Below are 22,069 nucleotides of genomic sequence, written 5' to 3' on the forward strand. Positions count from 1 at the left end.
TTATCCCTTGGCCGCCTTGGCCGGAGGCGTTTCGGCACCTTTGGCCGGGGGCGTTTCGGCGGACGGGAGCCCGAAATGCGTCAGGACCTTCTCCTCGATGGCGCGGGCGGTCTCCGGGTGTTCCTTGAGGAACTGCTTGGCGTTCTCCCGTCCCTGGCCGATGCGCTCGCCGTTGTAGGAGTACCAGGCGCCGCTCTTTTCGATGATGTTGGTCTCGGCGCCGAGGTCGACGATGTCTCCTTCGCGGGAGATCCCGGTGCCGTACATGATGTCGAATTCCGCCTCTTTGAAGGGGGGGGCGACCTTGTTTTTGACGACCTTGACCCGGGTGCGGTTGCCGATGACGTCCTGGCCCGACTTGAGGGAGGCGATGCGGCGGATATCCAGGCGCACCGAGGCGTAGAACTTGAGGGCGTTGCCGCCGGTGGTGGTCTCGGGATTGCCGAACATCACGCCGATCTTCATGCGGATCTGGTTGATGAAGATGACGATGCAGTTCGATTTGCTGATGGTGCCGGTGAGTTTGCGCAGCGCCTGGGACATGAGGCGCGCCTGCAACCCCATGTGGGAGTCGCCCATCTCCCCTTCGATCTCGGCCCGGGGGACGAGGGCGGCCACCGAGTCGACCACCAGGACGTCGATGGCGCCGCTGCGCACCAGGACTTCGGTGATTTCCAGGGCCTGCTCGCCGGTGTCGGGCTGGGAGACGAGGAGGTCGTCGGTATTGACCCCGAGTTGTCTGGCGTAGCGGATGTCGAGGGCATGCTCAGCGTCGACGAAGGCGGCGATTCCCCCTTTTTTCTGGGTTTCAGCGACGATGTGCAGGGCGAGGGTCGTTTTCCCCGAAGACTCGGGGCCGAAGACTTCGATGATCCGTCCCCGGGGGACGCCGCCGACGCCGAGCGCGATGTCGAGGGAGAGGGCTCCGGTGGAGACGGCCTGGACGTCGGGGATGACGGCGTCCTTGCCGAGGCGCATGATGCTCCCCTTGCCGAACTGTTTTTCGATGTGGCCGATTGCCAGGTCAATGGCATGTTCGCGGTTGGATTCCGCCATGGGGATATCTCCTGAAAGGGGTGAGTTTCGTGTTTGGGTCCGCCGGAGAGCAGAGGGGTTCGCCCCTGTTTAAGCCTCAGCGGCCGAGGCCGACGGTTTTCCGCGGCAGATGCAAAGCGCCGCCCGGTTCCAGGCGGCTTTCAAAGAGGACCAGCGAATCGACGACGAGCTCCCCGCAGGTCGCATCCTTAAAGGGGGCCAGGTCGCACTTTTCGGCGAGGGCCGTCCCGCGCCGGCGGCCCAGGGTCAGGTGGGGAGTGAAGGGACGATCGTCGCGGGGAATGCCGATTTTCTCCAGTGCCGACTCCAGGTCGTCCTGCAGTTTTGCCAGGGGAGGGCCGCCGTCGACGCCGAGCCAGATCACTCTTGGTCGCAGCGGTGAAGGAAAGGCTCCGACTCCGATCAACCGTGCCTGAAAGGGGACGCTCAAATGCCCTATCGATAGCACAACTTCCCCTATCCTATCAAGGGATTCTTCCGGGAGTTCGCCGAAAAACTTGAGAGTCAGATGGATCGTCCCGGGGCGGACCCAGCGGACGTCCGGAAGGGTTTCGGCCAGGCGATTCTGGAGCCGGGCAATCTGCCGCTGCAGGTCCGGGGGGAGGGGGACGGCGAGGAAGGCTCTAATTTGCGACATCGGCGGTCTCTTCGGCCGGCGGGGGGTGGGGGAGGAGGACGTGGAAGGCGCTCCCCGGTTCCAGGGAGGCTTCTCCCTGACTCTCGACCCAGACCATGCCGCCATGGGCTTCGACCATCCCCTTCACCAGGGTCAGGCCGAGGCCGACCCCCTTGCCGCCGAAACGGGTCTGGGAGGTGGAGTGGGAGGCGATGTCGCCGATCTCGTAAAATTTGTCGAAGACGCGCAACTGCTCGGCGGCGGGGATGCCGATGCCGGTGTCGCGCACCGTGATCTGCACGTAGGAGGACCCCGGCTCCTTCTCGAAAAACGCCGGCGAAAAGGGGCGCAGCACCGGAGCCAGCGCCTGGATCTCTCCGGCGGTGCGGCAGGCGGCGAGGATGTTGATTTCCCCCCCCTCGGGGGTGAACTTCATGGCGTTTTCCAGAAGGCGGCAGAAGGTTTTCTTCAGGTGATAGTGGTCGCCGACCAGGGGCGGGATCTCTCCCGGATCGACGATGCTGAGGGTAAGCCCCCTCTCCTGCAACAGGAAAAGGGTGTCGTAGCGGATGTCCTGCAGCAGGGTGGGGAGGCAGACCCTCTCCCTTGCCAGGTAGATGCTCTGGGACTCGAGGCGGGCCACTTCGAGGAGGTCGCTGACGATCTCGTCGAGCCGCAGTCCCCCCTGGCGAATCGCATCGAGGGCGCTTTTTTCGTCGTCGCTGAGGCGCTCCCGCAGAGTATCCCGCAGCAGGTCGGTGCTGGCCAGGACGAAGGTGAGGGGGGTGCGCAGTTCGTGGGAGGCCAGGGCGAGGAAGTTACTCTTTATCCGGTCGAGTTGTTCCAGGGACCGGCTGCTCTCCTCCACGGAGGCCAGGTTCATCTTGAGCTGCATGCGGGAGTGTTCGAGCTCGCGATTGCTGGCCTCGGTGAGCCGGTTCTGCCACTGCAGGGAGTCGAAAAGTTCAATTCCTTCCACCGCCGTTCCCAGCTGTTTGCCGATCCCGAGCAAAAGACGGATTTCTTCGCGTTTAAAGAGTCGCCGGCTGTGGTTGAAGATGAAGAGCACCCCCAGGGTTCTCTCGTGCGTTGCCAGGGGAATGGCCTGAAAGCCGCGCCAGCCGGCGTGGCGCACGGCTTCGACCTCCAGCCGGCGGTCCTGGGTTAGGTCGACGGAGGAGCGGGGGCGGCCGCTGACCACCACCCGTCCGCACATCCCCTGGCCGGGGCAGAGCTGACGCAGGGAGGCGAGGGTCTCGGTGTCGATGTTGTGGTGGACCAGCAGCTCGAGATCCTTGCCGGCGTGGCGCACCAGATAGATGCCGCCGCCGTCGCTGTCGAAACTGCTCACCACCTTGTCCAGAACCGCCTGGAGCATCTCGGCGAGGTCGCCGCTGGAGGCAGCTTGGTGAGCGATCTGGTTGACCAGGGTCAGGTCGCGGTTGCGGCGCCGCAGCTCCTGCTCGGTCATTTTACGTTCGGTGACGTCCCGCACCACCCCGTGGACCATTTCCTCGCTGCCGATCCGGCCCAGCCGGGCGTGGACGGCGCCAATGAACGAGGTCCCGTCGCGGCGTCGGAAGATGAGTTCGCCGTCTTCACCGTACCCCTGGCGGATGACCTTCTTGACCAGTGCCAGGTAGCGGCGCCGCTGTCGACCGGCGAAAATGACGTCGAGGGGGAGGAGGGGGATCTCTGCGGCGCTGTAGCCGAGGAGCCCTTCGGCCGCCCGGTTGACCTCCTGCAGGCGGCCGTTTTGCGGGTTGATGAGAAAGATGGCGTCGCCGGCGGAGTCGAGAAGGTCGCGGCAGCGTTTTTCGTTTCCCTTAATCCGGGTGCCGAGTCGGGAGATTTCCTCCTGGTCCGACTGCCGGCGCGTTTTCGTTCTGCGGAACTGGCTCCACAGGGCAAAAGCCAGAAGGATGGCCAGGGCCCAGCCGAGGGAGGTGAGGAGGACGAGGGGAGTGGCTCGGGTTGCATTGGGGGAGAGGGCGGCCTGGAGAGGCCTGGCTCCCGGGAGGAGGAAAAAAAGTGCGGCGCAAAGAAGGGGAGAGGGGGCGCGGTTTGCTGTCCAGTCCATGGCCATCTCGGGGATCTCAGGGGGCTCCGTCATTGAGGTGTTTAATGGCAATGCGGCGGATCCATTCCAGTGCCGTGCAGGCCGTCATCAGGCGGATCTGGCTGCGGTCTCCGGCGAAGCCGAATCGCTGCACCTGTTCGTACCCGGCGGCGACCAGGGCGACAAAGACGGTTCCCACCGGTTTGTCTGCTGTCCCCCCCGCCGGCCCGGCGATGCCGGTGACGGCCAAGGCCAGGTCCGTCGCGGCGGCGCGGCGCACCCCGCGCGCCATGGCCAGGGCGCAGGCCTCGCTCACCGCCCCCTCTTCTTCGAGGAGTTTCCTGCTCACGCCCAGCCACTGTTGTTTGGCCTGATTGGAATAAGTGACGGCGCCGCGTTCGAAAAAGGAGGAGGACCCGGGGACGTCGGTGAGGAGTTTGGCGATCAGGCCGCCGGTGCACGACTCGGCCAGGGAGAGGGTGAGGCCGGTATTCTCCAGGAGGCGGGCAACGTTCTGCGCCAGGGTCGTCTCGCCGGCGGCGACGATGAAGTCGTCGAGGGCCCGGCGGGCGGCCAGCTCCCCCCGGTCGAGAAGATTCTCCGCCTCCTCGCCGCAAGCTCTGAGTTTGACATGGACCAGGGGAAAGTCAACTCCGAAGGCGAGTTCGACCCCCGGGGGGAGAACCTGTTCCAGCCTTTCCTCGGTCTGCACTTCGCTGAGGCCGAAGACCTTCAGGACCCGTTCCCTGCGGGGAGGAACGCCGCCGCTGAAGCGGTGCAGTGCGCCGAGAACCGATTCTCGGAGGATGGCCGTCATCTCGTCGGGGACCCCGGGGAGGAAAAAGAATTCTGTCTTCTCCTGGGAAAGAACGAAGCCGGGAGCGGTCCCCCTGTCGTTGGCGAGGATCGCCGCCTTCTGGGGAAGGAGCGCCTGTTTTTCGTTGCGCGGGTCCATGGCCTCGTTCCGGGCGGCGAAAAAGGCGCGGATCTGCCCCAGGGCCTCGTCGTTGAGGACAAGGCGGCGGCCGAAGGCGCGGGCGGCCGCCCGGGCCGTCAGGTCGTCCCCCGTCGGTCCGAGCCCGCCGGTGACGATGACCACATCCCGCCGCGCGGCCAGGGCGCAAAGAGCGGCGGCGATGTCCGTCTCGACGTCGCCGACGGTCAGCGACTCGCTGAGACGGTACCCTTCGCCGCCGAGGATGCGGGCGATGGCGGTGGTGTTGGTGTCGGCCATCTCCCCGTTGAGGAGTTCGTCGCCGACGGTGAGAACGGCAATGGTCAGGTTCATGATGCGATGACCCCAAGGTGTTCGAGAGCCAGAAGGATCAGGCGCAACGCCAGGGCGCCGTAGAGGCCGGCCACCACGTCGTCGAGGACGACGCCGAAGCCGTTCTTGAGGCGGCGGTCGAACCAGTTGGCGGGGAAGACCTTGCTGATGTCGAAGAAGCGGAAAGAGAGGAAACCGAGGAGGGCGGTGGTCCAGGAAAAGGGGAGAAAGGCGACGGTCACCAGATAGCCGACCAGTTCGTCGATGACGATGCGCCCGTCGTCAATTACTCCGTAATAGCGCCCCGCCGCGCCGGAGACCCAGAAGGCGAGGAAGAGGATCCCGACCCAGGTCAGGGCATAGAGGGGGGCGGGGAGAGGGGCGAGGAGAAAAAAGAGGGGAATCCCGGCGAGGGTGCCGACGGTCCCGGAGGCGACGGGAAAATAGCCGAGGCCGGCGTTGCTGGAGAGAAAGAGGATGAAGCGGCGCATGGCAAAGCTCGCAGGCAAAGAGTGGGGAAAATAGGGTGATCGTCAGGGGTGCCCCTCTCCCGCAAAGGAGAGAGGGCGAACCTGCGAAGTCAAAGGTGTTGGTGTTGTCAGCCTTGCTCCCCCTCCCCTCTGTGGGAGGGGGCCGGGGGGAGGGGCAGTTCGAGACAGCGCCGTCGAATCGATTCCAGAACACCCTCGCAATTGGTCAGAATCTCGTGGTTCCAAAAACGAACGACCGTAAAACCCTGTGCATTCAACCAGCGCGTTCGCTCGGCATCCTTTGTTTGCTCCAACGCATGCTGTCCGCCGTCGGCCTCGACAATCAAGCGCCTTTCGTAACAAACAAAATCGACGACAAACCGGCCGATCTGTTCCTGACGGCGAAATTTCAATCCGGACATCTGCTTGCCGCGGAGGTGCCGCCATAACAATTGTTCGGCATCGGTGGCGTTGTGGCGCAGTTCTTTGGCTGTCTGCGTCAGGTTAATTGGCACCGGGTCTCCCCTCTCCCCGACCCTCTCCCACAGAGGGGAGAGGGAGAAAATCGCTGCAGGCAAGGCAAGTTGTTGAGTTTGATCTACCTCTCCGTTGCGGGAGAGGTAGAACGTCCAGAGTAAAAAAACTTGTCAGCTTCGCCCCCCCCTCCACTATGGGAGAGGAGGAACATGCGGAGTCAAAAATGTTGTAGTTTTGCTCCCCCTCACCTTTGTGGGAGGGGGCTGGGGGGAGGGGCGATTACCCGCTCCGTTCCCGATTCAACGCCAGAAGTCGCCCCAGCACCTCGTCGTCGGCGAGATCGGCGGGCCAGCCGTAGGCGGCGGCGACGGCGGCATCGAGAGTGGCGTGGGCGTTTTGCAGCCATTGCGGGCGCAGGTTGTAGAGGTTGGTCAGGGTGCGCTTGGCAAGATCCTTTTCACAACCCGGTTTGGGAAGGATGCGGTCAGGGTAGCCCGCTACCACTTCCGGCAGTCGCTCGACCCATTCGGGGGGATTGAGCCAGTTGTCGCGCAGTTCGACCAGACGTTGCGCCGCCGTGGCGATGGCTTCGGCTTGCGGGGTGCCGGCGTAGCTGCTGGCCGGCAGGTTGGGGGTGAGGCCGGTTGGGAAGGGGAAGGTTCTGAACGTCGTGCTCGATGTGTAACGAGGACGGTCTTCAAGGCTGGTTCCCATGCGCAACGCCCAGAGTTCGTGGATTCGAGATTGCAGGATGCCGAAAGTGGTGTCGTCGTTGCGGGCGATAACGACCAGATTCTTGTCCGAGGCAATGCTGGCCGGACACCAGACAAAGACGCGATGTTTGGCCACTTCCGGGGTGGCTATATAGCGCGATAGGCCAGAGATGGCTAGGCGCATATCAGCGCCTGAACGTTTGAAAAGCCAGTATCTCTCTCGCATTCCTTTTTCCGGGCTAAATTTTCGGTCCGGTTTGATATTTACCAAAACATGAGCAAAAGGTGCTTCGAAAAGAGTGGCTTGATCTTCACTCCATTCAGCAAAGTCGATGATCCACATGTCGGGCCATCGTCCGGTAATAGCTTGGCCATTTGCCCAAGGTTTGATGACCTCACTATTCGATTTTCCGTGTGGATTCGGCTGGTGCAACCATTGCCGTGCAAGTTCCCCAGGAATATCAAAGGCGCCGCCTTTCGTTGGTCCCTGAAAGGCCACACTTTCATTTTCCTTCAGCGCCGTTGCCGTGGTGAGGTCGCAGGTAGGACCGGGTTCAAAACCCGCCCGTTCTGCCGGTCCGGTCAAGTCAGCGTAAATGGCTGAAACGGGTTTGCTATCCAATCGGGCAGATTTGCATTCTGACTCTGCTAAACCATTTCCCGCGAAACAGATCAGCGACACCCGCACCGCTGCTCCTTCGTTGATCCAGGGCTCGTCACTCCAGGCATTGAAGATCCGGCCGCTGGCGCAGATACGCTCCAGAACTCTGCGGCTGGCACCTCCGCGTATCGAATTGGTGGCAACCAGCCCGGCACGTTGCACGCGGCCAGCTTCGACCTCTGCTCGCGCTTTTTCGAACCAGTAGGTGACCAGATCGGCCCCGCCGGGGACGCGTCCTTTGTAGCGCGAGCGCAACCGGGTGACGTAATCTTCGCCGAGTTCGGCAAGCATCTTCTTGTCGCCCAAAAACGGCGGATTGCCGACGATGCAGTCGGCTTCGGGCCAGGCGGCTTCAAGCCAAAGGCTACCCTCCCCCCAGCCCCCTCCCATGAAGGGAGGGGGAGCTTGAGCAACGCTCCCTCCCATGAAGGGAGGGGGGGCTTGTGGGCCGTGGGGGGCTTGTGTCCCGTGCAATTCGTTGAGGGGCGAGGTAGGCGGGCTGGCATCCGCGTCCATCGTGAGCGCCTCGGGTTGAATCGCCCCCTCTCCCCTTGCGGGAGAGGGCTGGGGAGAGGGGGCGCGTGTCAACAGGGCGTCGCGGCAGGCGATCCCGTCGAGTTTTTTCAGGATCGGGTCGGTGCTGTAACCGACGCCGTTTTTCATATTCCACTGGATGTCGCCGATCCAGACGGTGACGCGGGCGAGTTCGGCGGCGTAGTCGTTGATCTCGATGCCGAGGACGTTGTGCGGACCGATCTGGTGGAAGTCGCGCTGAAAGCCGAAGATTTCGCCTTCGAGCATCAGCCGGTGTTCGAGATTTTTCAGCTCGACCAGGGAGAGATAAAGAAAGTTCCCGCTGCCGCAGGCCGGGTCAAGAACCCGCATGGCACGGAGTTTGGTGAGAAAGGCGCGATAACACCCTTCGGCTTTCTTCCGGGCCGGGGCGGTCCCCTTGTCGAGGAGAGAGGAGATTTCTATCTTGCTCGCTGACCACTCTCGCTCCAGGGGTTCGATCACCACCGGGCCGACGATGCGCAGGATTGAATCGCGGTCGGTATAGTGAGCGCCGAGCTGGCTGCGTTTGGCCGGGTCGAGACCGCGTTCGAACAGGGTGCCGAAGATTGCCGGTTCGATGTCGCTCCAGTCGAGTTTGGCGCAGGCCAGAAGCTGGGCGACGCTGACGGCATCGAGAGGGAGGGCGTCGTCATCGTCGAAGAGACCGCCGTTGAACCAGGGGACGACGTCGCCGAAGCCGATTTCACCGCCGTGGCGCATGGCGGCGAAAAGGAGGCGGGCACGGTCGGCGAACTGTGCCGGTCGGGATTGGATCGATTCGACCATGCGGGTGAAGAGGTGCCCGGGGAGGAGGCCGCTGTCTTCGGCGAACATGCAGAAGATCAGCTTGTTGACGAAATGGGCGACGCTGTGGCTGGTGTGTCCGGCGCTGCGCAGGGTTTGTGCGAGCTCGGCGAAGGTCTGAGCGGCACGCTCGGTGACCATGTGCCGGGTGATGCCGGGACGAAAACGCTCCGGCTCGGTGAGGAGCCAGCGCAGCTTCTGCAACGCCTCGGGCTTTTCGAGGTCTTCGAGGGCGAGGGTGTGTATTTCCTGGACGGTGTTGGTGAAGTTGGTATGAATGACGATGGTTTCCATATCGGAAACCACCAGCAGCGGCGGGTTCTCCAAAGCGATGGCGTAGCGTTGCAACTGGGCGAAGGCGGCAATCAGGTCCTTGTGCTTGCCCTTATATTCCCAGGCAAAGAAACCTTTTTTCCAGACATCGGCCCACCCCTCGCCGCCGCCGGTCTTGCTCGCGCCGCGTTCGAAGGTGAAATGTTCGCCGGTGGGGTCGGCCTCTGCCGGAGTCTTATGGGCAAGGAGGCGACAGAGGTCGATGAAATGTTCCTGCGACGCCGAACGTTCTTTGAGTGTCGAGGCCTTCCACTTGGCGATGAATTCCCGTACGGTCAACGTGATTTCCCTTCGTGTTCCAACCGTTTTTTGTCGGCCGCCTGTTCGACGATCCGGTAGATTTCCGGCAGCGGTCGTCTGGAGGCCGACGCCAGAGCGCGGCAGCTTTCGTACTCCGGGGCGATGCGCAGCAGGTTGGTCCCCTCGAACAAGAGCTTGACCTGCACCTGTCCGAATTCGGTCTGCACCGTTGCGGCCTCGCGGCGCAGCTTCAGGCGCTGGCAGGTGGAAGTGCGGATGCCGATGGCGCTGCTTTGTCGGAGAATCAGGCGCGCCAGGCGATCCGTGTCCTCCATTTTTGCCACCGCCGTCAGGCGCACGCCGGGGCGGTTTTTCTTCATCTGCAGGGGGGAGAAGGCGACGTCGAGGGCGCCTTCGGAGAGGAGGCGCTCCATCAGGTAACCGAGAACTTCGGGGGTGGAGTCGTCGAGATGGGTTTCGAGAAGGGTGACGGTGTCGCGCTCCAGTCCGGCGCTTGCGGCGGCGCGGCCGAGGATTCCCCGCAGCAGGTTGGGGCGGTCCGGGAGGTCGCGGCTGCCGACGCCGTAACCGACGCGCTCCAGAATCAGGTCCGGAAACGGGGCGAATTCGGCGATCTCGGCGGCGATGGCGGCGCCGGTGGGGGTGACCAGCTCCTGGTCGCTGTGGCCATCCACCACCGGCAGCCCCCTGAGGATTTCCAGGGTCGCCGGGGCCGGGAGGGGAAAGACACCGTGGGCGCAGGAGACGGTGCCGGATGAGAGGGGGAGGGGGGCGCAGACGATGCGCCCGGCGCCGAGGAGATCGAGGCCGACGGCGGCGCCGACAATATCGACGATGGAGTCGACGGCGCCGACTTCGTGGAAGTGGACGGCCTCCAGGGGGACGCCGTGCACCGCCGCCTCGGCGACGCCGATGCGCTTAAAGATCCGCCGCGCCACTTCTCGCGGTCCGGTCTTGAGGGAGGAGGTCGCAAGCATGGCGTCGATGTCGGACCAGGTGCGGTGGTGGTGCTGCTCCTCGACGGCCACGGTGACCTGTGTTCCGGCGATCCCCCGGCGGCTCTGCCGGGCGGCGCCGAGACGGTAGCCGGGTACGGGAAGTTTGGCCAGTTCGGCTTCGATCGCCTCGAGAGGGACGCCGAGGTCGACGAGGAGGCCGAGGACCATGTCGCCGGAGATCCCCGAAAAGGTGTCGAGATAGAGGGTCTTCACGGCTCCCTCCGGGTATTGATGCGGTGGGCGGCGAAGGCGGCGCCGAAGCCGTTGTCGATGTTGACCACCGTCACCCCGGCGGCGCAGGAGTTGAGCATGCCGAGGAGGGCGGCGACTCCGCCGAAGGCGGCGCCGTAGCCGATGGAGGTGGGGACGGCGATGACCGGGACGGAGACCAGGCCGCCGACCACGGAGGGGAGGGCCCCCTCCATTCCGGCGACGACGATGATGACCGCCGCTTCCTGCAGGAGGTCGGCCCGGGCCAGAAGGCGGTGGATGCCGGCGACGCCGACGTCGACCAGTTCGTCCACCTCGTTGCCGAGGATGCGCGCGGTGAGGGACGCCTCGCGGGCGACGGGGATGTCGGAGGTGCCGGCGCAGACCACCAGGATCTTGCCGATGCCGCATTTTGCGACGGGTTTTTGCACCAGGGTCAGGGCGCGGGCGTCGCGGTCGTAGGCGGCGCCGGGGTGACGCTCGAGGAGCGGTCCGGCCTTGTCGGCAGCCAGACGGGTGACGAGGATGTTGCCGCCGTGTTCGGCCATCCGCCCGACGATGGTCAACAGCTGCTCGCCGCTCTTCCCTTCGCCGAAGACGACCTCGGGGGCTCCCTGGCGCAGTTCGCGGTGGCGATCGATCATGGCCACCCCGACATCCTCGAAGGGGAGGGTGCGCAGCCGCTCCATCCCTTCGGCGACGGAGAGTTTCCCCTCGCTCAGGGCGGTGAGCATGGTTTGCAATTCGGTGGGATTCATGGCCATCCTCGGCAGAGAAGCGTTTGGCCTGACAGAATAGCAACTTGCCGGAGGGATTTCAAAGGGAGAATTGCCCGGGGTTGGCAGTCGCTCCCCGCGCCCTTTTTTTGCAGCGGCCTTGCGTCCCCTTCGGCAATCAGCGGCTGAGGTGCCCGAGTTCGAAGAGAAGGAGGGTGACATAGCCGGCGATGGCGGCGAGGGTCGTCGAAAAGAGGACCAGGGCGCCGAGCATCCTGAAATTGATGTGTCTTCGGGTCTTGAAACTGGTGCGGGGAAAGATACGGGTCAGAGCCAGACTCAGCAGCGCCGCGAGGATCAGCAGCCACCCCTGGGCGAAGAGGAGCCTGGACAGGTCGAGTTGCCGCAGGTATCCGTATCCGACGACGCCCCCCGGGATGGCCAGGATCAGCGCGCCGCGGAAGAGGCGGTGGTGGACGATCCAGTTGCGGTTGCTCCAGTTCCCCATGATCGAGAGGAGTTTTTGATGGATCTGGGCTCCGGCCTGGTGAACCGTCTTGCTGAAGGTCGTCAGCTCCATGAGGGGAAACCCCTGCCGGGAGAAGGTGAGGGTGATGTCGATGAGTTCCGGTCGACCGAGCTTGAGGCTGACGACCGCCTTCCTGAGGGACGGATCGAGGGCTTCCCCCTTGAACTCGGACATGGAGGGGAGATCCAGGATGCCTTCACGGGTCAGGAGGGTCACGGAGAACTTGCGCAGCTCGCCTGGGTTTTTCACCTCGAGAACGTACATCATGCTCTCGATTTCCTTTTTGAATCCCCGGGCGACCTGGGTCAGGAAAAAGGTCTCGATCTGCGCCAGGAGCCGCTTGTCGACCCGGCAGGACGGCAGGGATTTTTTCAGGGTGAATTTTTCCACGGGGGACCTCGTTGAGTTGGGCGGTTTCGAGGAAAAGAGAATAATGTTCCCTGAGCAATTCCCGTACCAGTGCCGGAGCAGATCCAAATTTATCCCTGTTTCGCCAGGCCAGGGGCGGTTTTGTCGAGGCAGGGGGGGGCGGAGCCCGATTCCGGGCCGCCAGAGGGGGAGGGGAATCCGGGAAGGGAACCTTTTGGCGGAGGTCGACCCGGCCCTTTGGCCGGGGGAGGAGAGCGGGCGACGGCCCTCCCTCAGGTCGGGGGGATCTTGCCGATAAAGACTTCCCGGGGGCGGCTGGTGCCGTCGGAGGGGCCGACGATCCCTTCCTGCTCCATCTTCTCCACCATGCGCGCCGCGCGGTTGTAACCGAGACGCAGCCGGCGCTGCAGCATGGAGATGGAGGCCTGGCGGCTTTCGGCGACGAGGGCCAGCGCCTCGTCCCATTTCTCGTCGTATTCCTCTTCCCCTTCGTCCCCTCCGCCGTCGGCCGAGGGCGGGGCGCTGAGGATCGATTTGTCGTATTCGGGGTCCCCCTGCTTCTTGAGAAAATCGACGACGCGCTGCACCTCGAGTTCGGAGACGAAGGCGCCGTGGACCCGCTGCAGGGCTCCCGTTCCCGGCGGCAGGTAGAGCATGTCTCCCATGCCGAGAAGGGTTTCGGCGCCCATGGAGTCGAGGATGGTGCGCGAGTCGATGCGGGAGAAGACCTTGAAGGAGATCCGGGTCGGGAAGTTGGCCTTGATCAGGCCGGTGATGACGTCGACGGAGGGGCGCTGGGTGGCGAGGATGAGGTGGATGCCGGCGGCGCGGGCCATCTGTGCCAGGCGGGCGATCGATTCCTCGATGTCGCGGCCGGCGACCATCATCAGGTCGGCGAGTTCGTCGACGATGACGACGATGAAGGGGAGGTGACCATGTTCGAGGATTTCCCCCTCGGCCAGCTCGACCTCGGGGAGTTCCTCCTCCCCCTCCTCGAGTGCTTCAACAACCATCTGCCCCCTGGCCCGGAGATCGTCCTTCTCCTTGGCCTCCCGGGCGATCTTTTTGTTGTAGCCGTCGATGTTGCGCACCCCCTTGTCGGCCATGAGCTTGTAGCGCCGCTCCATTTCCCGTACCGCCCAGTTGAGGGCCAGGGCCGCCTTCTTGGGGTTGGTGACCACGGGGAGGAGGAGGTGGGGGATCCCCTCGTAGATGGAGAGCTCGAGCATCTTCGGGTCGACCATGATGATCCGCACATCCTCGGGGGTCGCCCGGTAGAGGAGGGAGAGGATCATGGTGTTGATGGAGACCGACTTGCCGCTGCCGGTGGAGCCGGCGACGAGGACGTGGGGCATCTTGGCGAGGTCGGCGACGACGGTGCGGCCGAAGATGTCCTTCCCCAGCGCCATGGGGAGGCGGCCGCCGGTCTTCTGATATTCCTCCGAGGCGAGGATTTCCTTGAGGTAGACCGTTTCCCGGTCCTTGTTGGGGATTTCGATGCCGACCACCCCGCGCCCGGGGATCGGCGCGACGATGCGGATCGACAGGGCCTTCAGGGCCATGGAGAGGTCGTCGGAGAGTCCGGCGATCTTGCTGACCTTGACCCCGGGAGCCGGTGCGAACTCGTACATGGTGACCACCGGTCCCGGCTTGACTTCCACCACTTCGCCCTGGACGTTGAAGTCCTGGAGCTTCTTGGTGAGAATCCGCGCCTGCATGGTCAGGACCTCCTTGTCGATCGGCTTGGGCGGTTCGCCGTCGTGGTCGAGAAGGGAGAGCGTCGGCTTGTGGTAGGTTCCCGTGGGCTCGAGAAAGGCGAAGGCGTCCTGCCCCTCCAGTTCATCCTTCTTCTTTTTTTTGGCCGGTTTGGAGGGAATCGGCAGCTGCCTCGGCTCGGGGGCGAGGATCACCGGTCCGGCCTGGCGGATTTCGATGACCTTGAGTTTTTCCGGCTTCTTCCGTTCGCGCCGCTGGCGGCGCAGTTCCCGGCGCCGCTCCAGGTAGCCGGCGAAGCGGGCGAGGACCCCCTCGAGAAAGAGGACCATGGAGAAGCGGGCCGTGAGCATGAGCGAGACGAGGAAAAAGACCGAGAGAAAGATCGCCGCGCCGGTGACGTTGAGATAATCGGCCAGGGAGCGCTCCAGCAGGCGGCCGATGGCGCCGCCGGCCTGGCCGATCTTCTGCCCGGCGAAGGTCACCTTCTCGAAACGCAATGAAATCAGTCCCGATAAAGAGAAGAGAAGGACGAGAAATGCGCCGATCTTGTACCAGCGCAAGGTGATGTCGCGGAATTTGAGGAGGCGCCAGGAGAGGAGGAGGCAGGCGATGGGGAGGAGGAGGACCGGCAGCCCGAGGAGTTGGAAGAGGAGGTCGGCGAGATGGGCGCCGACCACGCCGCCGTAGTTATGGATGGTTTTCGGGTGAAAATTGTTGTTGAAGGACGGGTCGCCGTTGTGAAAGGAGACCAGCGACAGCAGCAAAAAGATGCCGGTCGCCAGCCAGAAGAAGCCGCCGATCTCCTTTTTGATATGTTCCCGGAAGAGGACTCTTTTTTCGTCGTTCATCAGAACAAACCTCGTCGGTTTCGGCCGCGGCTAAAGGGTCCAGAAAAGGACCGCGGCGCCGGCCAGCCAGCAGTAGATGGCGAAGGCGAACAGCCGCTTTTTGCGGATGACCGCCAGCAGAAAGTGAATGGAGAGAAGGCCGGCGGCAAAAGCCGCCGCCGTTCCGCTCAGGTAGAGGGGGAGGGTTCCGGCGGCGGCCCCCTCCAGGTCTTTCAGGGAGAGGAGCGTTGCGCCGAAAACCGCCGGCATTGCAAGGAGAAAGGAGAAACGGGCGGCGGTCTCCCCGTCCACCCCCCGCAGCAGGAGGGTGGCGATGGTCGAGCCGGAGCGGGAGATGCCGGGGATGATGGAGAAGCCCTGCACCGTCCCGACGATCAGGGCGTCGGATATCGTCAGCTCCCCCTCCCGGCGGCTGCCGCGGCGAAACCGTTCGCAGAAAAAGAGGAGGGTGCCGGTCACCAGAAGCATGAGGGCGATGACGGGGAGATTTTCGAACAGCCCCTCGAAGAAGTCCTTGAAGGCCAGGCCGATGATCGCCGTCGGCACCGAGCCGGCAATCAGCAGCAGCAGCAGACGGCGCTGCAGCCGGTCCTCGGGGCCGCTGCGAAAGGGGGCGCACAGGAGCGCGCCGATCTCGCGGCGGAAATAGAGGAGGACCGCCCCCATGGTTCCGAGGTGCAACAGGACGTCGAAGAGGACCCCCGGCTGGGAAAATCCCGGGATCAGGGACTGGGCGATCGCCAGATGCCCCGAGGAGGAGACCGGGAGGAATTCGGTGAGGCCCTGCAGAATGCCGAGGAGGATCGATTGGATCGGGGTCATGCCGTGCCTTTTGTGAGCGGAAAATGGAATGCGGAATACAGAGAATAGAATACAGAACACAGAAAATAGAATATAGAAAAAGAAAGCTGAAGCTCTACAGTTCGAGGACGACGGGTAAAATGAGGGGGCGCCGTTGGATGGTGCGGTTGAAGAAGCGGCGCAACGCCTTGCGCACCTCGACCCGCAGTTCCTCCCATTCGGTCATCGCCTCGCGGCTGTGCTCGGCCAGAAGCTGGCGCACCACTTCCTTGGCTTCTTCGAGAAATTCCTGGCTCTCCTCTTCGGGGACGAACCCCTTGGTGAAGAGCTCGGGGCCGTAGACGATGGCGCCGCTTTCCTGGTTGAGGGCCAGAAGCACCACCACCAGCCCGTGATTGGCGAGATGGCTGCGGTCCCGCAGTTCCATGACGCCGACATCGCCGACCCCCTTGCCGTCGATGAAGACCCGCCCGGTATTGACCCGTTCCTCGCGGCGCAGGCCGTTTTCCGAGACGAGGAGCGGCATGCCGTTCTCCAGCACCACCGCGTGCTCCTCGGCCATCCCCATGCTCCGGGCCAGGGCCGCGTGTTTGACGAGATGGCGGTACTCGCCATGCACAGGGACGAAGTAGCGCGGCCGTACCAGGGAATGGACGAGTTTGAGCTCTTCCTGGCTGGCGTGTCCGGAGACGTGGATCTCGCTGGTGGTCTCGTAGTGGACCTCGGCCCCCCGCCGGTAGAGATGGTTGATCAGGGTGGTGATGGCCTTTTCGTTCCCCGGGATGAACTTGGAGGAGAGGATGACCGTGTCGCCGGGGTCCACCTCGATCTGTTTGTGGTCGTCCATGGCGATGCGCACCAGGGAAGACATCGGCTCCCCCTGGCTGCCGGTGGTGATGATCAGCACCTCTTCTTTGGGGAGGTCCCGCATCTGCCGCAGGTCGATGAGGGTGTCGTCGGGGATCGCCAGGTACCCGAGCTGGCGGGCGATGGCGATATTGGCGACCATGCTGCGGCCGTTGACCAAAATCTTGCGGCCGACGGCGCAGGCGGCGTCGGCCACCTGCTGGATGCGATGGATGTTGGAGGAAAAGGTGGCGACGATCACCTTGCCGGTGCAGGTGGGAAGGATCGCCGCGAAGGCCTCGCCGACCACCCTCTCCGAAAGGGTTATCCCCGGCCGCTCCACATTGGTCGAGTCGGCGAGGAGAAGGAGGACCCCCTCCTCGCCGTAGGCCGCCAGGCGGGTGAGGTCGGTGCGCTCGCCGTCGACGGGGGTCTGGTCGAGCTTGAAGTCTCCGGTGTGGACCACCAGTCCGGCGGGGGTGCGGATCGCCAGGCCGGCGCCGTCGACGATGGAATGGGCGGCGCGAAAGAATTCGACGCGAAAGGAGCCGAGCTCCACCTCCTGGCGGGGGACGACCCGGTGGAGGTCGGCCCGGCCTTCGAGGCGATGCTCCAGCAACTTGTTTTTGAGGAGGGCGAGGGTCAGGCCGGTTCCGTAGATCGGCGGGTTCCCCAGTCTTTCGAGGAGAAAGGGGATCGCTCCGATGTGGTCTTCGTGGCCGTGGGTCAGCACCAGGGCGCAGATGTCGGCCGTGCGGCCGTCCAGGGCGCCGATGTCGGGGATGACGAGGTCGATCCCCATCATGTAGGCCTCGGGAAACATCAGGCCGCAGTCGATGATGAGGATCTGCCCGTCGCACTCCAGGGCCATCATGTTGAGGCCGATTTCGCCCAGTCCCCCCAGGGGGAGGAGGCGCAGGGCATCGCCGTGCAGCGGTTCCAGTGTCAAGGTCTGCCTGCTTTCCGTGAAATGGCGCTCTCCTTCAGGGGGTGACCAGGGGGGCGGCGATGTTGCGGCGAACCTCTTCCATCAGGGCGTCCCGGTCGTTTAAGACCCGGCCGGACGTTTCCAGGGGCTCCCCGATGTGAACGCGGATCGTTCTCGGGCCGCGGCCTATCCGGAGGGTCCCCTTGGGGGTGATGGCGCCGCTGCCGACGATGGTGACCGGAAGGATGGTGGCCCGGGCCTGTATCGCCAGAATAAAGCCCCCCTTCTTGAAGGGGAGGAGCCGACCGTCGTCGGAGCGGGTCCCTTCGGGGAAGATTACCACCGAGGTTCCGCCATGGATCCGCTCGGCGGCCTCGGCCATGCTCTGCATCGAGCGTTTGCGGTCGGAGCGGGCGACGGGGATGTAGCCGCTGCGGCGCATGGCAAAACCGAAGAGGGGGACGCGGAAGAGTTCTTCTTTGGCCAGCCAGCGGAACTGGCCCGGGAGGCCGGCGAAGAGGGCGAGGATGTCGAGGTTGCTCTGGTGGTTGGCCATGTAGATCACGGCGCGGTCTGTCGGAATCCTCTCCCGCCCCTCGACTACGAGGGAGACCCCGGCGAGGAGGAGGCCGACCTTTCCCCAGAGGCGGGCGTAGGCGTGGAGGTAATCGGGGCTCACCAGCGACAGGGGGAGCCCGGTGACGATGACGAAGAGGGTCCAGGGGAGAAACAGGGTATAGGCGAAAAGGGCTCGAAACATCGGTTAATTCTCCGCAAACAATCGAATGAGCAAGTCTAGGGAAGTTGACAGGGGGAGTCAAACCTTTTTAGGTCAGGCCTCTTTACAGCTGAAGGGATTTCCGCTAGACTCGGGTGCACTCAACATAAAACGGAGGCTAGGGGATATGTCCGTCAACAAGGTAATACTGGTGGGAAATCTGGGGAAAGACCCGGAGCTGCGCTACACCCCGGCGGGAGCCGCGGTCGCGACCTTTTCGCTGGCGACCTCGGAACGCTACAAAGACAAAGAGGGTCAGAGCCAGGAGAAGACCGAATGGCACAACGTCGTCGCCTGGCGGCAGCTGGCCGAGATCTGCGGCAAGTATCTCCACAAGGGGAAGCAGGTCTACATCGAGGGGAAGATCCAGACCCGCTCCTACGACGACCGTGACGGCAATAAAAAATACATCACCGAGATCGTCGCCGACCAGATGCAGATGCTCGGCAGCAAAGGCAACGAGGGCGGAGGGTCCCAGCGCCAGGCCGAACCCCGTCAGCAACGCCCCGCGGCTTCAAATCAGTCCCAGTCCACCCCGGCTTACGAGGATTTTGCCGATCCCCCCTTCAATCCCGACGACGATATCCCGTTCTGAAAAATAACGACCAGGGGATCCCGGGTGAGGACGATGTCCTCGCCCTTTTTCGTGATCCCCTCTCCTTGACCGACCGCCGGTTCGGCGGTTTAGTTGTGTTAGACAAAAGATGAAGACCTTCAACAGGGGAGGATCGCCATGGACGCGGCACTTGCCGAGGCGCGGAATCTGGTTCGCAGCGACCCGAAATTCGCCGGCCTCGAGGTCAGGGAAATGGAGGGGCGCCTCTACCTGGCCCGGGGGGACGACCACTTCGCCCGCCTGTCTCCCGCCGAAACGGTCGGACTCTGGCGCATGGAATACTTTCACAACCTCGAGCGCTGGCAGTTTGTCGATTTTCAGGGGACGCTCAGGGAGTGTCTGGAGTTTCTCTCCGAAAACGAGCACTATCAATTCTGGGAAGGTTAGGGACGCCTCTTCAATCTCGTTGCGTTGGACGGCCTGATTTGATACCGTGCAACAATCTGTCCAGCGAAAGAGAGAAGGGGCGCTCATGCTTCAGGAACGAAAGCGGATGCTCAAAGAGGCCCTCGGTGACCCGGACGAGGAGGTGCGGCTTGCCGCCTCCGAGGCGCTGGAGAACCTGGAGTCGGTTCTGGGGCTGGAGCAGATCCGGGCGGCTCTCGGTGACCAAGACCGGGGAAACCGTATCCGGGCCATCTTTGCCCTGGAGCGTTTCCGGTCTCCCGAGATCTTCCCCCTTCTGCTGGCGGCCCTCAAGGATCCCCAGGCCGATGTCCGCGGCGCTTCCATTCAGGTTCTGGGGCGCAAGAAGAATCCGAAAACCATCGGCAGCCTGGTCAAACACCTCCGCGACCCCCATCCGGCGGTGCGGGTTCACGCTGCCGAGGCGCTCGGCCACTTTTCCGACCCGCGGCTCGTTCCCTATCTGGGGGCGCTCCTGGCGGCGGAGGACGACGCATTGGTGAAGGGCGCGGTTCGTTCCCTGGCCGCCCTCGGTTTTGTCGAGGCGCACCCTTTTCTCGTCCCCCTCCTGCACGACCCGCGCCCCGGCGTTCGCCGGGAGGCGGTTCGCGCCCTCGGAAGGCTGGGCGTCTGATCCTGTGCCGTCGTTCAATCTCCCCGAAATGAAGAAGGCCGGCCCCCGAAGGGGGCCGGCCTTCTTGCTTTTCGATGCCGGGTCAGGAGAAGTAGCTGGCCACCTCGATCCCCTTGAGAAAGGGGTCGACCTCGCCGACGATGCGGGGGGTCTGGCCGCTGGCGATTTTTAGCGGCCGCGGTTCCGGGAGGAGGAGGCCGTCGCCGTCAAAGAGGATCTTGAGTTCGGCGACGCCGGGGTCGGAAATGTCCACCCGTATGACCAGGGCGATCTCGTTGCTCTCGAGGCGAACCAGGCTCCCCACCGGATAGGGGCCGAGGGAGGTGATGAACCGTTCGAGAAAGTGGGGGTGCAGGGAGGTCCCGGCCAGTTTGCGCAGTTCCTTGATGGCCAGGCGCGGCGTGATCGGGCTCTGGTAGGAGCGCAGGGTTGTCATGGCGTCGTAGGCGTCGGCAATGGCGACGATGTCGGTCAGGGGGGAGAGGCGATGGCCGCGGGCGTCGGCGGGGTAGCCGGCCCGGTCGTAGCGCAGATGATGGCCGAGGACGATATCCTTGACCGTTTGGGGAATCCCCTCCATCTTGGCGACGATGTCGGCGCCGCTGCGGGGGTGGGTCTTGATGGACTCGAATTCCTTTTCGGTGAGTTTCCCCGGTTTGGTGATGATCTGCAGATCGATCTTCAGTTTTCCCAGATCGTGGAACATCCCTCCGAGTCCGAGGTTGCGCAGCTGTTCCTCGCTGAGTTCGCAGGCCCGGCCCGCGGCCAGGGAGATGACCGAAACGTTGATCGAATGGGTGAAGGTGTAGTTGTCGTAATCCTTGAGCATCGTCAGGGCAAAGAGTGCGTGGGGATCGGCGAGGGTCAGTTCGACCATCTCCGTCACAACCTCCTTGGCCTCCTGCGAGGAGGGGATCTCGCCGAGGCGCACGTCTCGAAAGAGGGATTCCATGACCTTGATGGCCCGCTTGTAGATCTTGCGCGGTTCCCCCTGTTTCTCCTCCTCGTACTGGATGCGGATGATCCGAATGTGGTGAATCCCCTTCTTTGAGAAGGCCTCTTCGAGGTCGTCGCCGCGGATCTCCCCCTTGGTGGCGATGTTCAAAAAGTCGAGGAGCTCTTCATTGGTCAGGCCGGAGACAAATTCCAGCCCTTCGATCTCCAGCTGCCCGAGCTGCCTGGAGATTTCCTCTTCGGCGGCGGAAGGGTAGGCGAAGAGTTCCTCCTCGAAAAAGAGGGTGCCATCGACAAGCCCCATCCTCAAAGTCTTTTTCTCGAGAAAAAGCTTGGACAGGGCCGCCAGCCAGTCCTGCACATGCTGCTTGATGGCCGGATGCTGACTGGAATAGAGGCGCAGCCCCTGGAAGGTGCGGGAGACCGACTGGATCACGTCCTTGATCTGTTCCGGATTCATGGCTGCTCGTTTCTCTTCTGGCTGCACGCCTGGGCCGCGGTGCGCGCCACCAGGGGACAGCGATCGTTCACGGCCCCGGCCAGCGACTCGAGAGCGGCCGCGGTGCCGATCCTGCCGATGGCCCAGGCGGCCCAGGTCCGCAGTTCGTCGAAGCGGGCGCGCCCGAAAAATGGACGGCGGCGGAGGACCTGGAGGAGGACGGGGAGAGCGTCTTCGGAGCCGATTTCGCCCAGGGCCTTGAGGGCGTCGCGCTTCTCGCCGAGAGTCTTCAGCCAGGGGTCGCGGCGGAGGATGGTCTTGAGAAGAAAGGGGATGGCGGACGGCTCCTTGAGGGCGCCCAGGGAGAGGAGGGCCAGGCGCCTCAGGTCCGGATCGTCCCCCTGGGCGACGCCGAGGAGGATCTTCAGGGCGCCCTGTCCGCCGATCCGGGTGATGGCCCGCATGGCCACCCGCCGTACCCGCAGTTCGCCATGCTCCAGGAGCGGGGTCAGGTCCTTGAGGGAGGACGGGTCGCGGATTTCTCCAAGGGTAAAGGCGGCGTTGCGGACCATGTACCAGCGCTTGTCCTCGAGAAAGCGGGTCAAAAGGGGGATGGCGGCGGCGTTCTGCTGCGCAAGGAATTCAATCAGGTACTTGCGGGCCTGGGGAGTCGATTCCCGGGCGAGGCGCTCCATGGCGGGGGCGACGGCCTTTTCCCGGAAGCCGAGGAGGATTTTGCGGGTCGCGCTCCGGTATCTGTCCTCCAGATTCGGCAGGCAGAGGGTCCCGAGGAGAAAGTCGAGAACCTCGTCGAGGGCCAGTTCATCCATGGCGTACCGGGCATGGCTGCGGCGCGCCTCGGAGAGCTGGGGGTCATTGCTGTCGCGGAGGAGGGTGAAGAGCGCCTGGAGGATCAGCGGCCGCTTCTCGTCGCCGAGATTGAAACGGATCTGGGGGATCAGTTCCTGGACCAGGAGGCGGTAGCGCTGATCCTCCACCTCCTTCTGGAG

At 63.8% G+C, this 22,069-nt stretch carries 19 protein-coding genes; 3 read left to right on the forward strand and 16 right to left on the reverse strand.

Going from position 1 to position 22,069, the window contains the following annotated elements:
• From recA to DSOUD_RS04640, 14 genes are all read right to left on the reverse strand, one after another.
• Positions 1–1,056, reverse strand: coding sequence for a recombinase RecA (gene recA, locus DSOUD_RS04575; protein WP_053549899.1), 1,056 nt, complete (start codon positions 1,054–1,056; stop codon positions 1–3).
• A 76-nt stretch (positions 1,057–1,132) separates the two neighbouring features.
• Positions 1,133–1,693 carry an RNA 2',3'-cyclic phosphodiesterase gene (gene thpR, locus DSOUD_RS04580; protein ID WP_053549900.1) on the reverse strand — a complete coding sequence of 187 codons (561 nt, stop codon included), beginning with the start codon at positions 1,691–1,693 and terminating at the stop codon, positions 1,133–1,135.
• A complete protein-coding gene (locus tag DSOUD_RS04585) occupies positions 1,680–3,752 on the reverse strand; it encodes a sensor histidine kinase (protein WP_198300365.1) in 2,073 nt (690 codons plus the stop codon). The genes thpR and DSOUD_RS04585 overlap by 14 nt, the downstream gene beginning before the upstream one ends.
• A 16-nt stretch (positions 3,753–3,768) precedes the next feature.
• Positions 3,769–5,013: a CinA family nicotinamide mononucleotide deamidase-related protein gene (locus tag DSOUD_RS04590; RefSeq protein ID WP_053552289.1), complete on the reverse strand. Its 1,245-nt coding sequence runs from the start codon at positions 5,011–5,013 to the stop codon at positions 3,769–3,771.
• A gap of 2 nt (positions 5,014–5,015) precedes the next feature.
• Positions 5,016–5,489 carry a phosphatidylglycerophosphatase A family protein gene (locus tag DSOUD_RS04595; protein WP_053552290.1) on the reverse strand — a complete coding sequence of 158 codons (474 nt, stop codon included), beginning with the start codon at positions 5,487–5,489 and terminating at the stop codon, positions 5,016–5,018.
• 107 nt (positions 5,490–5,596) lie between these two features.
• Positions 5,597–5,983, reverse strand: a complete 387-nt coding sequence (locus DSOUD_RS04600; protein ID WP_082351387.1) for an endonuclease domain-containing protein — start codon at positions 5,981–5,983, stop codon at positions 5,597–5,599.
• Between the two features lie 241 nt (positions 5,984–6,224).
• A complete protein-coding gene (locus DSOUD_RS18670; RefSeq protein ID WP_053549902.1) occupies positions 6,225–9,290 on the reverse strand; it encodes a class I SAM-dependent DNA methyltransferase in 3,066 nt (1,021 codons plus the stop codon).
• Positions 9,287–10,483: a nickel pincer cofactor biosynthesis protein LarC gene (gene larC, locus DSOUD_RS04610; RefSeq protein ID WP_053549903.1), complete on the reverse strand. Its 1,197-nt coding sequence runs from the start codon at positions 10,481–10,483 to the stop codon at positions 9,287–9,289. Before larC ends, DSOUD_RS18670 begins: the two co-directional genes overlap by 4 nt.
• Positions 10,480–11,238: a nickel pincer cofactor biosynthesis protein LarB gene (gene larB / locus DSOUD_RS04615; RefSeq protein ID WP_053549904.1), complete on the reverse strand. Its 759-nt coding sequence runs from the start codon at positions 11,236–11,238 to the stop codon at positions 10,480–10,482. The genes larC and larB overlap by 4 nt, the downstream gene beginning before the upstream one ends.
• 136 nt (positions 11,239–11,374) lie before the next feature.
• Positions 11,375–12,115 carry a hypothetical protein gene (locus DSOUD_RS04620; RefSeq protein WP_053549905.1) on the reverse strand — a complete coding sequence of 247 codons (741 nt, stop codon included), beginning with the start codon at positions 12,113–12,115 and terminating at the stop codon, positions 11,375–11,377.
• 251 nt (positions 12,116–12,366) lie between these two features.
• Positions 12,367–14,658 (reverse strand): DNA translocase FtsK, encoded by a 2,292-nt coding sequence (locus DSOUD_RS04625; RefSeq protein WP_053549906.1) that lies wholly within the window; start codon positions 14,656–14,658, stop codon positions 12,367–12,369.
• Between the two features lie 30 nt (positions 14,659–14,688).
• Positions 14,689–15,480, reverse strand: coding sequence for an undecaprenyl-diphosphate phosphatase (locus DSOUD_RS04630; protein WP_053549907.1), 792 nt, complete (start codon positions 15,478–15,480; stop codon positions 14,689–14,691).
• Positions 15,481–15,574: 94 nt separating this feature from the next.
• A complete protein-coding gene (locus DSOUD_RS04635) occupies positions 15,575–17,254 on the reverse strand; it encodes a ribonuclease J (RefSeq protein ID WP_053549908.1) in 1,680 nt (559 codons plus the stop codon).
• 34 nt (positions 17,255–17,288) lie between these two features.
• Positions 17,289–17,993, reverse strand: a complete 705-nt coding sequence (locus tag DSOUD_RS04640) for a lysophospholipid acyltransferase family protein (RefSeq protein WP_053549909.1) — start codon at positions 17,991–17,993, stop codon at positions 17,289–17,291.
• 145 nt (positions 17,994–18,138) lie between these two features.
• Between DSOUD_RS04640 and DSOUD_RS04645 the strand changes: the two genes are divergently transcribed.
• The 3 genes from DSOUD_RS04645 to DSOUD_RS04655 all read left to right on the forward strand — a co-directional run bounded on the left by DSOUD_RS04645 (position 18,139) and on the right by DSOUD_RS04655 (position 19,666).
• Positions 18,139–18,606, forward strand: a complete 468-nt coding sequence (locus tag DSOUD_RS04645) for a single-stranded DNA-binding protein (RefSeq protein ID WP_053549910.1) — start codon at positions 18,139–18,141, stop codon at positions 18,604–18,606.
• Between the two features lie 138 nt (positions 18,607–18,744).
• Positions 18,745–19,014, forward strand: coding sequence for a DUF3024 domain-containing protein (locus tag DSOUD_RS04650; RefSeq protein WP_053549911.1), 270 nt, complete (start codon positions 18,745–18,747; stop codon positions 19,012–19,014).
• An 85-nt stretch (positions 19,015–19,099) separates the two neighbouring features.
• A complete protein-coding gene (locus DSOUD_RS04655; RefSeq protein ID WP_053549912.1) occupies positions 19,100–19,666 on the forward strand; it encodes a HEAT repeat domain-containing protein in 567 nt (188 codons plus the stop codon).
• Positions 19,667–19,748: 82 nt separating this feature from the next.
• Here the strand turns inward: DSOUD_RS04655 and DSOUD_RS04660 are convergent, their stop codons facing one another.
• Both DSOUD_RS04660 and DSOUD_RS04665 read right to left on the reverse strand, forming a co-directional pair.
• Positions 19,749–21,080 carry an HD-GYP domain-containing protein gene (locus DSOUD_RS04660; RefSeq protein WP_053549913.1) on the reverse strand — a complete coding sequence of 444 codons (1,332 nt, stop codon included), beginning with the start codon at positions 21,078–21,080 and terminating at the stop codon, positions 19,749–19,751.
• Positions 21,077–22,057, reverse strand: coding sequence for a HEAT repeat domain-containing protein (locus DSOUD_RS04665; protein ID WP_053549914.1), 981 nt, complete (start codon positions 22,055–22,057; stop codon positions 21,077–21,079). The genes DSOUD_RS04660 and DSOUD_RS04665 overlap by 4 nt, the downstream gene beginning before the upstream one ends.
• Positions 22,058–22,069 lie beyond the last annotated feature (12 nt).

The organism is Desulfuromonas soudanensis (assembly GCF_001278055.1).
Taxonomy (GTDB): Bacteria; Desulfobacterota; Desulfuromonadia; order Desulfuromonadales; family WTL; genus Deferrimonas; species Deferrimonas soudanensis.